Annotated in this window: 13 protein-coding genes and 1 pseudogene; 12 read left to right on the plus strand and 2 right to left on the minus strand. The window is 41.5% G+C overall.

Features of this window, described 5'->3' with window-relative positions; all coding sequences use genetic code 11:
- Nucleotides 1-59: 59 nt before the first annotated feature.
- The 4 genes and pseudogenes from AOQ70_RS01340 to AOQ70_RS19855 all read left to right on the plus strand — a co-directional run bounded on the left by AOQ70_RS01340 (nucleotide 60) and on the right by AOQ70_RS19855 (nucleotide 3645).
- Nucleotides 60-689: a helix-hairpin-helix domain-containing protein gene (locus tag AOQ70_RS01340; protein ID WP_059374588.1), complete on the plus strand. Its 630-nt coding sequence runs from the start codon at nucleotides 60-62 to the stop codon at nucleotides 687-689.
- 65 nt (nucleotides 690-754) lie between these two features.
- Complete coding sequence (locus AOQ70_RS01345; protein WP_059374589.1) at nucleotides 755-1324, plus strand: ComE operon protein 2; 570 nt, start codon at nucleotides 755-757, stop codon at nucleotides 1322-1324.
- Between the two features lie 118 nt (nucleotides 1325-1442).
- A pseudogene (locus AOQ70_RS19850) lies at nucleotides 1443-2390 on the plus strand (ComEC/Rec2 family competence protein); the annotation flags it as partial.
- Entirely contained in the window at nucleotides 2377-3645 is a 1269-nt protein-coding gene (locus AOQ70_RS19855; RefSeq protein ID WP_231730806.1) for a DNA internalization-related competence protein ComEC/Rec2, read from the plus strand. The pseudogene AOQ70_RS19850 and the gene AOQ70_RS19855, both read left to right, overlap by 14 nt.
- Before the next feature lie 39 nt (nucleotides 3646-3684).
- Here the strand turns inward: AOQ70_RS19855 and AOQ70_RS19025 are convergent, their stop codons facing one another.
- Complete coding sequence (locus tag AOQ70_RS19025; protein ID WP_012010638.1) at nucleotides 3685-3819, minus strand: YqzM family protein; 135 nt, start codon at nucleotides 3817-3819, stop codon at nucleotides 3685-3687.
- A gap of 237 nt (nucleotides 3820-4056) precedes the next feature.
- Between AOQ70_RS19025 and holA the strand changes: the two genes are divergently transcribed.
- Nucleotides 4057-5076 carry a DNA polymerase III subunit delta gene (gene holA, locus AOQ70_RS01355; RefSeq protein ID WP_047201921.1) on the plus strand — a complete coding sequence of 340 codons (1020 nt, stop codon included), beginning with the start codon at nucleotides 4057-4059 and terminating at the stop codon, nucleotides 5074-5076.
- A 133-nt stretch (nucleotides 5077-5209) separates the two neighbouring features.
- Here holA and rpsT read toward each other — a convergent pair whose 3' ends face one another.
- Nucleotides 5210-5476: a 30S ribosomal protein S20 gene (gene rpsT / locus AOQ70_RS01360; protein ID WP_024423042.1), complete on the minus strand. Its 267-nt coding sequence runs from the start codon at nucleotides 5474-5476 to the stop codon at nucleotides 5210-5212.
- Between the two features lie 198 nt (nucleotides 5477-5674).
- On the opposite strand from rpsT, the gene gpr reads away from it, so the two are divergent.
- From gpr to grpE, 7 genes are all read left to right on the plus strand, one after another.
- Nucleotides 5675-6790 carry a GPR endopeptidase gene (gene gpr / locus AOQ70_RS01365; protein ID WP_059374591.1) on the plus strand — a complete coding sequence of 372 codons (1116 nt, stop codon included), beginning with the start codon at nucleotides 5675-5677 and terminating at the stop codon, nucleotides 6788-6790.
- 66 nt (nucleotides 6791-6856) lie between these two features.
- Nucleotides 6857-8065 carry a stage II sporulation protein P gene (locus AOQ70_RS01370; RefSeq protein ID WP_059374593.1) on the plus strand — a complete coding sequence of 403 codons (1209 nt, stop codon included), beginning with the start codon at nucleotides 6857-6859 and terminating at the stop codon, nucleotides 8063-8065.
- Between the two features lie 13 nt (nucleotides 8066-8078).
- Nucleotides 8079-8411: a YqxA family protein gene (locus tag AOQ70_RS01375; protein WP_024427951.1), complete on the plus strand. Its 333-nt coding sequence runs from the start codon at nucleotides 8079-8081 to the stop codon at nucleotides 8409-8411.
- Nucleotides 8412-8552: 141 nt separating this feature from the next.
- Nucleotides 8553-10391, plus strand: coding sequence for a translation elongation factor 4 (gene lepA, locus AOQ70_RS01380; RefSeq protein ID WP_024423038.1), 1839 nt, complete (start codon nucleotides 8553-8555; stop codon nucleotides 10389-10391).
- 114 nt (nucleotides 10392-10505) lie between these two features.
- On the plus strand, nucleotides 10506-11645 hold the full coding sequence (hemW, locus tag AOQ70_RS01385; RefSeq protein ID WP_059374594.1) for a radical SAM family heme chaperone HemW: 1140 nt from the start codon (nucleotides 10506-10508) through the stop codon (nucleotides 11643-11645).
- A gap of 81 nt (nucleotides 11646-11726) precedes the next feature.
- Nucleotides 11727-12758, plus strand: coding sequence for a heat-inducible transcriptional repressor HrcA (hrcA, locus tag AOQ70_RS01390; protein WP_003217350.1), 1032 nt, complete (start codon nucleotides 11727-11729; stop codon nucleotides 12756-12758).
- 63 nt (nucleotides 12759-12821) lie between these two features.
- The gene (gene grpE / locus AOQ70_RS01395) at nucleotides 12822-13379 is read left to right on the plus strand and encodes a nucleotide exchange factor GrpE (protein ID WP_058839059.1); all 558 of its coding nucleotides are present in this window, start codon (nucleotides 12822-12824) and stop codon (nucleotides 13377-13379) included.
- Nucleotides 13380-13402: the final 23 nt, after the last annotated feature.

The following is a 13402-nucleotide window of genomic DNA, read 5'->3' on the forward strand; positions in this document are numbered from 1 at the left end:
TTATCTTCTAAACAGTATGTCGAGCAGTAAAAAAATATGATTGAAAGAAGCGTGAGTAAGTGAAACGACTCATTCCGATAAAAAAATACAGTCTTTATATTGCAGCTGGGCTCATGGTTGTGATGATCATCGGTCTCTTCTTTTTCACTGGAAAAGGGGAGGGCAGCAGAGAACCAAATGTATTGAAGGGAGATAAAGACATACAAGTCACATTAGAAGACAAACAAGAAAAGACAGAAAAAGAGCCATCGACGATTTTTGTAGAAGTCAAAGGAGCTGTAAGAAAGCCAGGTGTTTATACGTTTCAATCTGATGCTCGGGTAGAAGAAGCGATTCGAAGGGCAGGAGGCTTTACTAGCAAAGCAGACTCGATTGAAATCAACCAAGCAGCAAAATTAGAGGATAGTATGATGATTTATGTTCGGAAGCAGGGGGAAGCGGAAAGAGAGACGCAAACAGCATCAGATGACGCATCAACGGACGTTGAAAAGAGTGAGGGGGTAAATGTCAATCAGGCCGATGCAGCCGAATTGCAAACCATTAACGGCATAGGACCAGCTAAAGCCGAAGCTATTATTACCTATAGAGAGGAACACGGAGATTTTCAACAAATTGAAGACTTGCGGAACATTTCAGGTTTTGGGGAAAAGACGATTGAACGGCTGAAAAGTCAATTGACCGTGAAGTAGAATTGACGGTATAGAAGAAAGGCATGTACACTTAATATCAACCATCATTCTGGAGGGATCAGCTCGTGGAAAGAATTTCATGGAATCAATATTTTATGGCACAAAGCCATTTGCTTTCTTTACGAAGCACCTGTGAGCGGTTAGCTGTTGGGGCGACCATCGTAAGGGACAAGCGCATCATTGCAGGGGGGTATAATGGCTCCATTGCCGGTGATGTTCATTGTGCGGATGTAGGGTGCTATGTCATTGATCATCACTGTGTTCGCACCATCCATGCGGAAATGAATGCTATTTTACAATGTGCCAAATTTGGAGCACCTACAGCTGATGCTGAAATATATGTCACACATTTTCCTTGTTTACAGTGCTGTAAAGCCATTATTCAAGCGGGTATACGGACAGTGTACTATGCAAAGGATTATAAAAATCATCCATATGCCGTTGATTTATTCGAGCAGGCGGGTGTTCAAACGGAGCAAGTTGAATTAGAAGAAATGATCATCGACTTAAAAAATCAAGAAAAATTGGCCTTTGTTGCAGATTTAATTGGGAAGCTGAGTGAATCAGGACTTAGCGAAACAGAAATTCGCGATATGCATGAGAAGGCGAATCAATTATTTACTTCCTATGTTTAAATATTTGCCGTTTGGGGCAATTTCAGCAGCTGTTGGAATTGCTCTGGCTGCATATCATCTTCATATATATTTCCTTCTCTTTCTTCTCATCATATTACTTCTCAGCCTACTGAAAAAAATGCCTCAGCTCTTTTTAATGGCCAGCCTATGCGGGGCTGTCTATATACTTATTTTTATGGTTCATGAGTCTCTTGAAACGGAGCTACCCGTACAAGAAAAATTCCTATCTGATTCCGTTGTGATTGAAAGCATTCCGAAAACAGATGGCAATCGTTTTTCAGCGACTGTATCGACAGACCATGAACGACTAGCCACTTTTTATACAATTCAAACAGAGCGTGAAAAAGAGGCATTAAAAGAGGTAGAACCTGGTATGAGCTGTCACATGACAGGTGATGTTCGCCCAGCAAAACACGCCACCATTCCTAACGGGTTTCAATACGATCAATTTTTAAAAACAAAAGGCATTGACGCTATTTTTCTGCCGCAGTCGATCAAAAACTGTACAAAAAAAGGCGGTTCTTCCTACTATCTTCAAGCGATGAGGCAAAAGGGTTTGACATTTTTAGAGGACCATGTACCAAAACACTCTGTTGGCATTGTACAGGCACTTATTTTTGGCGATCGTGAGTTGATAGAACCTGACACATTAAGAGATTATCAAATGCTCGGTATTATTCATTTACTAGCGATCTCAGGATTGCATGTGCAAACGCTTCTTGCGTGTTTATTTTGGTGTCTCCTTCGTGTGGGTGTGACAAGAGAGACAGCACGTATTCTTCTATTATGCTTTCTTCCTATTTATGCTTGTTTGACAGGTGCTGCACCATCTGTGTTAAGAGCTTGTCTCATGGCAGGAATCTATTTAGTGATGACTAGTCTGCCAAAAGAATTGAAACAGACTTCTGCTGTGGTATTAAGTGCAACGTTTTTACTCTTATTAGCGATTCATCCTCTTTATTTATTTGATATCGGATTTCAGCTTTCCTTCGTGGTGACGTTTTTTTATTTTGTTATCGACGAGGATTTTATCAAAACCAAAAAGTTCGGTCATGCAATTATTCCTGATTTCCTTTATTGCACAGCTTGCTTCGCTCCCTGTTCTTTTATATCATTTTCATCAATTCTCTTTACTGAGCGTTCCTTTGAACATGATATTTGTTCCTTTTTTTACGACGATCGTCATGCCATTATCCTTACTCTTTTTTCTTTTGACGATCGTTTATCTTCCGCTTGGACAAACATTGTTTCAACTGCTTGATTCGGTGATCCAGCTTAGTCATCAATTGTCAGCCTATATGGCTGATTTTGATGGATTCAACTTGATTTTTATGAAGTCAACTTGGTGGCATATTGTTCTTGAGGTGAGTGCCTTAATTGTTCTGTTAGTTGTGATGGAGTGCAAAACTTCTGTGAAGTCCTATGCTGTGCCGCTCCTTTTTCTCATTGGTATCTTGAGTGCACACTATTTCACCCCGAATTTTTTCGAAAAAGGGGAAGTGACGATGCTGGATGTAGGACAGGGGGATAGTTTGTTTATTCAGCTACCCTATCGAAAGGGGCACCTGCTTGTGGACACGGGAGGCAGGCTTTCTTTTGAAGAAGAACCGTGGAAAAAAAGACGAAAAGTGTCTACGATCGGTGATCAAACGCTGATCCCGTTTTTGCATTCTAAAGGAATAGCGAAACTTTATGTCCTTATTCTGACGCATGCGGATCAAGACCATATGGGAGAAGCAGTTCGTTTAATCAAGCGAAATAAAGTAAAGCGGCTGGCCATTCCAAAAGGCTTTGCACGGAGTCCAGAGGATGCGGAGCTGTTAAAAGAAGCAGCTGATCAAGGGATCATGATTGATGAATTAGAGAGAGGAGATCAGCTTCAGATTGGAGAGCAAATATTTGACGTTCTTCATCCGTCTCGTAATCGAGTGACAACTAAGAATAATGATTCGCTCGTTTTGATATTTACTCTAGGCGGGAAGCGGTTTATGCTCACTGGAGACCTTGAACAAGAAGGAGAGCGAGACATTATAGAAGCCTTTCCTCATCTGCGGGCAGATATCTTAAAGGTTGGACATCACGGGAGTAAAGGGTCGACAAGCGAAGAATGGCTTCAGCATCTCAAGCCCTCACATGCACTCATTTCAGCAGGTGAACGCAATCGTTATCAGCATCCACATCAGGAAGTCTTGAAAAAATTAAAGGATCAGCAAATGAAGGTGTATCGTACAGATACCGACGGGAGCGTGACGTATGAATTTCTCGATGAGGAAGGAACGTTTTACACTCACCCTCCATATGATATCTTACAAACTCAATAAAAAAACTGCCAAAACGGCAGTCATGTAACCTTCATGAAGTTAAGATCCAACGAGGTGTATAATGGTTGCCAAAATAAACATTGAGGCGAAAAATCCGAATGTGACGATAAAACCAACGGCTGAGTCGGTCACATCATTCCGCTTGCTTTGAACATTTTTTTCAAATTCATTCATTTTCATCCCTCCTGGCTAATTTTAGTATACTTGAACTCATTTGGAATTGCTAGAAGGTAAAGTAACCGTTTTCCATTTTCATGATCATTTTGTGAATATCGTCTGACAGCAGGCTGACCCGGGAGCTTGCGCCGGACGTTTACTATAAATGAGGAGGCGGCACTTTCAGCTTCCTCTTTACTAATGTCTTCACACACTTTAGGATAGAGGAGGAAGTGAAAGAGAGGGATTCAATTGATGGTCTTTGATGTATGGAACAATTTAAAACGAGGGGATATCCATCCCGTTTATTGCTTATATGGGAAAGAAACATATTTACTGCAAGAAACCGCCGCTAAATTGAGACAAGCTGTAGTAGACGAGGAAACGAAAGATTTTAATTACTCTATCTTCGATATGGAAGAGGTGCCGCTTGAACAGGCTGTGACCGATGCAGAAACATTTCCGTTTATGGGAGAACGACGTCTCGTCGTGATCAAGAATCCTTATTTTCTTACAGCTGAGAAGAAAAAGGAAAAGATCGAGCATGAGCTTTCTGTATTAGAAGCTTATTTAGAAAAGCCAGCGCCCTATACCATTCTCGTGTTATTAGCACCGTATGAAAAGCTGGATGAGCGTAAAAAAATCACCAAATTGCTAAAAAAGAAAGCTGCTGTTGTTGAGGCGAAAGAATTAAACCCAAAAGAAACAACTGATTTCACCATTACACTGGTGAAGACAGAAGGAAAGATGATTACATCTGAAGCGGCTGAACAGCTTGTGATGTTATGCGGTGGAAGTCTATCCTCTCTATTCCAAGAGGTTCGGAAGCTAAGTACATATATTGGAGAGCGGGAAGAAATTGAGTTAGCAGATGTCAATCAACTCGTTGCAAGAAGCTTGGAGCAAAATATTTTCGAACTGATTAATCAAATCGTAAACAGACGCCGCTCTGAAGCCATGCAGATGTTTTATGACCTCTTGAAGCAAAATGAGGAACCCATTAAAATATTAGCACTCATTTCAACTCAATTTCGATTGATTTTGCAGACGAAGTATTTTGCTCAGCAAGGGTATGGACAAAAACAAATTGCTTCAAATCTAAAAGTCCACCCATTCCGGGTCAAACTTGCCATGGATCAGGCAAGATTGTTTTCAGAAGAAGAGCTCAAGCAGATCGTCAAAGAGCTTTCAACAATTGATTATGAAATGAAAACGGGTAAAAAGGACAAGCAGCTGCTGTTAGAATTGTTCCTGCTTCGATTGTTAGGCGCTTGAACATAAAAAAACGACCTTCTAAAAAGAGGGTCGTTTTTGTTTAGATGTATAATTGCCAGTCTGTCCTTAGGCTCGGCCGGTCAGGACGGACGTACAGTTAAACAGGTGCCTCATTACTGAGGCGTTGCAAGCATTATGCAGAAAGTCCGTTTACTTGTTTAGCAAGTCTTGATTTGTAACGCGCAGCTGCGTTTTTGTGTACAAGACCAGTTTTAACGGCTTTGTCAATGCGTTTTGCAGCAGAAGCAAGAGCAGCTTTTGCTTGCTCAGCATCGTTGTTAGCTACAGAAACTTCAACTTGTTTAATCGCAGTACGCATCGCAGACTTAATTGTTACGTTATGTGCACGGCGTTCGTTATTCGTTTTTGTACGTTTGATCGCTGATTTAATATTTGGCATGTGTTTCACCTCCTAAGATACAACCTAAACACAATTGTCTTAAGGTTAAATCTTCACAATAGAACAAATTGTATTCTATCAAACACACCTTTAGAATGCAATATAAATGTAAAGTATTTTTCATTGATGACGTGCTCGAATGTTTCTTTCAAGAGATGGAAAGACTACTGTTAATTACTTGGTGGAAGGAGTCTTTTTATGGAGAAACAGAAGCTCGATTTAAGCGTTTATCAAATCCGGACAGACCTTGCTGTTGAAACAAAAGAGATACTAGAACAAGAGAACGATCCGAATGTCGTCAAAAAGGACGGGATCCAAGGGATCGTCGAAAAGGAAAAAGATGAGCAAGGCATCCGCATCCGTACTGTAGAAATCACGAAAGAAGGGGAGGAGCTGACTGGCAAAAAGGCAGGGACCTACTTGACGTTTGAAGCGCAAGGCATTCGGGAGAAAGACTCTGAAATGCAAGAAAAAGTCGTCCAAGTCTTTGCCCGTCATTTTGCTCAGTTTTTAAAAGACAGAGGCATTCAGGCAGATGCGAGCTGCCTTGTAGTAGGACTGGGAAACTGGAATGTCACGCCAGATGCACTAGGTCCTCTCACAGTTGAAAACCTGCTTGTAACCCGCCATCTCTTTGAATTGCAGCCGGAAAATGTTCAGGAAGGCTATCGCCCGGTTTCCTCTTTGTCACCAGGTGTGATGGGACTGACTGGTATTGAAACAAGTGACATTATCCAAGGTGTGATTGAGCGGTCTAAGCCTGATTTTGTCATTGCTGTCGACGCCCTTGCTGCTCGTGCGGTGGAACGAGTGAATACAACCATTCAAATTTCTGATACAGGTATCCATCCTGGTTCTGGTGTAGGGAATAAGCGGAAAGAATTAAGTAAAGAAACATTGGGCATCCCAGTGATTGCGATTGGCGTTCCGACAGTTGTGGATGCAGTAACGATTGCTAGTGACACAATTGATTATGTCTTAAAGCATTTTGGTAGAGAACTAAAAGATGATAGACCATCTCGCTCTCTTGTGCCGGCTGGTTTGACATTCGGGAAGAAAAAAGTGCTTAACGAAGAAGACTTGCCAGATGAGGAAACACGTCAATCATTCTTAGGCATCGTAGGAACCCTTCCAGAAGAAGAGAAAAGGCAGCTGATCCATGAAGTGCTTGCGCCGCTCGGGCAAAATTTAATGGTCACACCTAAAGAAGTCGATACATTCATTGATGATATGGCAAACGTACTTGCCAACGGATTAAACACAGCGCTTCATCAAAAAATCACGCAAGATAACATGGGTTCATATAATCATTAATCGGTTCTACTTTCTCTAGCTCGCTCATAGTGTAATTACTAGAAAGCGTGCTGGAGGGAGTAAATCATGAAAAAAAGACCCCGCCGTCCTCGACAGTTGGTCGTTGCGATTAATGGAACGAAAGTAGTCAAAAGCATTTTCTTATTTATTGCCTCTCTTGTTGTGGTGTTTGTGATGTCAGGGGCTTTAACATCTTTAAAACCTGAGCTGAGGCCGCAAGCCTCGTTATATGGTGTAGCAGATGAGCTCTCTGGCGCATTTTTTGCCACTTTAATGGGCATGGAAAACCAATATTTCGCCTCAGCAGTTCCAGAAGATCAAAAAGGATTTCATTTCTCTGGGCTGTCACTGAAGCTTGCAACCAGTATTAATTTAGAAGACCCGCGCAGTTTTCTAGGAAGAGAACTTCCAGGCTTTGAACATTTTGATACAAAAATCATCTTAGCGGGTGAAGGCACAGACTATACCAACATGCCAATGGAATCGCCGCCTCCGAGTGAAGTGATCCAAGATGAAAAAGAAGCAAATTTAGCTGAACTGGACAAGCTTGATGAAGATGGGCCGAAAAAGCCTGCCAAAGAACCGGACCGGTCAACAGGAAAACGAAAAGCTGTGTACATTTATCACACACATAATACGGAATCATATTTACCATTTTTAAAAGGAGAAACGAATCCAAATAATGCACGGCACTCAAAAGTGAATGTTACCCTTGTCGGCGACATGTTTGGAAAGGCACTTGATCAGCAAGGAATCGGCAATACAGTCGACAAAACGGAAATTGAAAAAAGACTCGTGAAAAAAGGATTAAAGTATCCGCAGTCTTATAATGAATCAAGATTGGTCGTGAAAGAAGCCTTAGCGAAAAATGATGACCTCGATTATTTAATTGATATTCACCGGGACTCAAGAAGAAAGAAAGATACGACTGTCGAAATCAAAGGGAAGAAATATGCGAGAATTGCGTTTGTTGTAGGGAAGAAGAATCAAAGCTATGAGAAAAACTTAAAGCTTGCGACAGAGTTCCACCATTTGATGGAGAAAAAATATAAAGGTCTTAGTGTCGGCGTGTTTGCCAAAGGAGAAATTGGCGATAATGGAATCTATAATCAAGATTTATCTGACAAAGCCCTTCTTTTAGAATTTGGTGGAGTAGATAATAATATGGAAGAATTAAGAAATGCATCCAATGCAGCAGCTGATGTATTCAGCGACATTTTCTGGGACGCGGAAAAGGTGGACGGCAAAGCAAAGGATGAGAAAAAACGCTCTTAAGGTGGTGACGGGTATGGGCTCATTTATTGGAAAAACCATTATTTTAGGATTGGTCTTGCTGTTTGGTGTCTTTTTAGGAATGCAGCAAGCGAATAATGGCATGCTGCAAATGAAGGGCTACCATGATCCGCAATTAAAAGGAGCTTTCTCCATTCAAATGAACGATGATGAAGAAAAGGAAGCTTCTATCTTAGGAACGGCTGTTACAGAAAAGGATCTTGCCGAAAAACAAAAGCAGCTCGAGGAAATAGAAGGCTTTAATGCCTTTTCCAAAGCAGGAAAAGCCCTGTCTGATGGTATGACACATGCAGCCCGTTCTCTTTATGATTGGGTGAATGGGAAATAAACGAATTTCATGAGATATCACCCTTTTAATCAAAGCCGCTGACCGATAAGCGGCTTTTCTTGATTTCGATTGAATCTTTACAGCCCTATTGATATAATCTAACCTAGCGCAACCCGCGTTTTATAGTAGGAGTGATAGATTGTGACAGATAAAGAAAAACGATTAGAACGGCAATCAAGAATTCGAAATTTCTCCATTATCGCCCATATTGACCATGGGAAATCCACATTGGCGGACCGTATTTTGGAAAAAACAGCGGCGATTACTCAACGGGAAATGAAAGAACAATTACTTGATTCCATGGATTTAGAGCGTGAACGCGGCATAACGATTAAACTAAACTCTGTCCAGCTGAAGTATAAGGCGAAGGATGGAGAAGAATATATCATGCACCTGATTGATACACCAGGGCATGTCGACTTCACCTATGAGGTATCTCGAAGCCTAGCTGCCTGTGAGGGTGCGATTCTCGTAGTAGATGCAGCACAAGGAATTGAAGCACAGACACTTGCGAACGTTTATTTAGCTCTTGATAACAACTTAGAAATTCTTCCGATTATCAATAAAATCGATCTGCCGAGTGCAGAGCCTGAGCGTGTAAGAGAAGAAATTGAAGATGTCATCGGGTTGGATGCGTCTGAAGCTGTTCTCACCTCTGCTAAGGCGGGTATTGGAATCGAGGATATTTTAGAACAAATCGTTGAAAAGGTGCCAGCACCTGCTGGAGATCCAGAAGCACCACTTCAAGCCCTTATTTTTGATTCTCTTTACGATGCGTATCGCGGCGTTATTGCGTACATACGAATTGTTGAAGGAACCGTCAGACCTGGTCAGAAAATTAAAATGATGGCGACGGGGAAAGAATTTGAAGTTCTTGAAGTCGGCGTATTCACACCAAAAGCCATGCCAACAGATGAACTCACAGTTGGAGATGTTGGCTACTTAACCGCTGCGATTAAAAATGTCGGTGATACACGTGTAGGGGATACGATCACAAGTGCGGAAAACCCTGCGAAAGAAGCGCTGCCAGGATACAGAAAGCTAAACCCAATGGTATACTGCGGACTTTATCCGATTGATACAGCGAAATACAACGACTTACGTGAAGCGTTAGAAAAGCTTGAATTAAATGATTCTTCACTTCAATATGAGGCAGAGACATCCCAAGCACTTGGCTTCGGTTTCCGCTGCGGCTTCCTTGGAATGCTTCATATGGAAATCATCCAAGAACGGATTGAACGTGAATTTAAAATTGATCTGATTACGACAGCGCCAAGTGTTATTTATGATGTATATATGACAGATGGAGAAAAAATCGTCGTAGATAACCCGTCCAATCTGCCTGATCCGCAAAAGATTGAGCGAATTGAAGAACCATATGTAAAAGCAACAATGATGGTGCCGAACGATTATGTAGGCTCTGTGATGGAGCTTTGCCAAGGAAAGCGCGGAAATTTCATCGATATGCAGTATCTTGATGCGAACCGTGTGAGCATTGTGTACGAAATTCCTTTGGCAGAGATCGTATACGAATTCTTTGATCAGCTAAAGTCTAACACAAAAGGCTACGCGTCCTTTGATTATGAGCTGATTGGCTATCGTCCATCGACGCTGGTGAAGATGGATATCATGCTGAATGGCGAAAAAATCGATGCCCTTTCCTTTATTGTTCACCGCGATTATGCATATGAACGAGGCAAGATCATTGTAGAAAAGCTAAAAGAACTGATTCCACGCCAGCACTTTGAAGTGCCAGTTCAAGCAGCAATCGGTCAAAAAATCGTTGCTCGTTCCACCATTAAAGCGATGCGTAAAAACGTACTTGCCAAATGTTATGGTGGAGACATTTCCCGGAAAAGAAAGCTTCTTGAGAAGCAAAAAGAAGGGAAAAAGCGCATGAAGCAAGTGGGCTCTGTTGAAGTCCCGCAAGAAGCATTTATGGCCGTGCTGAAGATGGATGACAGCACACCGAAAAAATAACATCCTCAAGGCTGCTTGCTTTACAATGTTCGCCTTGACGTTTATAGTCGATAACAAACAAAGGCGCCGCAGCGATAAACTGCGGCTCTTTACCTGTAAAGAAGGTGTCATCAAATGAAAGCAGCATACATTCACATTCCATTTTGTGAGCACATTTGCCACTATTGTGATTTCAATAAATTTTTCATTAAAACGCAGCCAGTCGATGAATACTTAGCGGCTCTTGAAAAAGAGATGCAGCATACGATCGAACAAAAGGGCGAGCAGGAACTCAAGACGATTTTTATTGGCGGGGGAACCCCGACATCACTGACTGTCAGCCAGCTAGACAAGCTCATGAACAGCATTCACCGTGTATTAAAGCCGACAAAAAACCTGATTGAATTTGCAGTGGAAGCGAACCCAGATGAATTATCACTCGAGAAGCTGCATGTGTTAAAAGAAGCCGGTGTCAATCGGCTGAGTTTTGGTGTTCAAACCTTTGAAGACGATTTGCTCAAAAAAATCGGACGAGTTCATCAAAAAAAGGATGTCCTTACGTCCTTTGAGCGAGCTCGAGCGGTTGGATTTGACAATATTAGCCTCGATCTCATGTTTGGCTTGCCGCATCAAGAAAAGCATCATGTGATGAATTCACTTGAGACGGCTTTCTCGCTGGGTGCAGAGCATTATTCGGTTTACTCACTCATCGTCGAGCCGAAAACCGTTTTTTACAACTTAATGCAAAAGGGAAAACTTCATTTACCGCCGCAAGAACGTGAGGCTGAAATGTATGAGCTTGTGATGGATGAAATGGAGCGCCATGGATTAAAGCAGTACGAAATTAGCAATTACGCTAAACCTGGCTTTGAAAGCCAGCATAACCTGACCTATTGGAGCAATGAAGATTACTTCGGTTTTGGTGCAGGCGCACACGGGTATGTAGATGGCGTCCGAAATGTGAATGCAGGGCCGGTGAAACATTATTTGGAGCTGATTGACCAAACAGGGTTCCCGTATAAGGAAACACATGAGGTCACAAAAGCAGAGCAAATAGAAGAAGAAATGTTTTTAGGTCTTCGAAAGATCGAAGGAGTGAAAAGTGCTGATTTCCAAGCAAAATATGGTACTGCACCAGAAGCACTTTTTCCCACTGTTCTTGAAGAATTAGAAGAAAAAGGCCTCATTGTAAAAGATGACATTGGGATCCGTTTAACAAGAAAAGGAAAATTGTTAGGGAATGAAGTATTTCAAGCGTTTCTCGGTGAGTTATAATTGACATTTTAATTTGAGTTTGGTAATTTTGTTTATACAATTAGCACTCGTTGAAAGAGAGTGCTAACAGGGGTGATGATGATGTTAACAAATCGTCAGCTTTTGATTCTGCAAGTCATCATTAATGACTTTATTCGTTCGGCGCAGCCAGTTGGATCAAGGACTCTTTCTAAAAAAGAAGACATTACATTCAGCTCTGCGACGATTAGAAACGAAATGGCTGATTTGGAGGAACTTGGTTTTATTGAAAAGACCCATTCTTCATCAGGAAGAATTCCTTCCGAAAAAGGATATCGTTATTATGTAGATCATTTGCTCTCTCCGCGAAAACTGTCGTCTAAAGAGCTTGTGCTCATCCAATCGGCCTTTCAGGAGAAAATTTTTGAGCTGGAAAAAACAGTTCAAAAATCGGCGGAAATTTTATCAGATCTCACAAACTATACATCGATTGTGCTTGGTCCAAAGCTAAGTGAAAATCGATTAAAGCAAATTCAGCTTGTCCCTGTTCAGCCGAACAAAGCAGTGGCAATCATGATTACAGACAGCGGACATGTTGAAAACAAAACCATTACCTTCTCTGAGCATCTCGATGTCTCCGATATTGAGAAGCTGATGAATATTTTAAACAGCCGCCTAGCCGGAGTCCCGATGGATCAGCTGAAGGACAGAATGTATAAAGAAGTTGTGATGCTTCTTCGCACGCATTTAAAAGATTATGATCATATTTTAGATGCGCTCGGCAATACATTTACATCGACTCAAAATGAATCAAAACTTTTCTTTGGCGGGAAGATTAATATGTTGAATCAGCCGGAGTTTCATGACATTGACCGCATTCGTTCACTCATGATGCTTATTGAGCAAAAGAATGATGTCATGCAGCTGTTTCATCCAAATCAGCAAGGAATCACCATTAAAATCGGTTCAGAAAACAATTTGGAAGCGATGGAGAATTGCAGCTTAATCACAGCCACTTATTCGATTGATCAAAAATCACTCGGCTCCATTGCTGTCATCGGTCCAACCCGTATGGATTATGGCAGGGTTGTCAGTCTCTTGCATCATGTATCAAAAGACTTGTCAAACGCACTTTCCAATTTGTATGATGAGTAGGGTGATAAAAGATAGGGGCATAGCCCCTTCGTATTTTTGAATCTTTTGAGGGAGGTGAACACAATGTCAGAAGAAAAACAGACACCTGAGCAAGAAGCAGAGGTTGAAGCACAAGAAGAAGCAGTTCAAGCAGATAATGAGGAAGTAACACATGATGAACAGTCTGCCTTCCAAGAAAAAATCGATGAATTGCAACAGCTTCTAGATGAAAAAGAAAACAAAATTCTGCGTGTTCAAGCAGATTTTGAAAACTATAAACGCCGTGCTCGAACTGAAGTGGAGACCGTGCAAAAATATCGTTCTCAACATGTTGTCAGTGATCTTCTCCCAGCTCTTGATAACTTTGAAAGAGCGCTTGGAATTGATCCAGACAATGAGCAGACGAAAAGTTTGTTAGAAGGAATGCAAATGGTTTACCGCCAGCTGGTAGAAGCGTTGAAAAATGAAGGCGTTGAACCAATTGAAGCTGTCGGCAAAGAGTTCGATCCAAACCTTCATCAAGCCGTCATGCAAGTTGAAGATGAAAACTACGATTCAAATATCGTTGTAGAAGAATTGCAAAAGGGCTATAAACTCAAAGATCGAGTTATTCGTCCATCAATGGTAAAAGTAAATCAATAACTACATAATGGGAGGTCATCGAA

It is taken from the genome of Bacillus sp. AM 13(2015) (assembly GCF_001518755.1).
In the GTDB taxonomy this organism is placed as follows: domain Bacteria; phylum Bacillota; class Bacilli; order Bacillales; family Bacillaceae; genus Bacillus; species Bacillus safensis.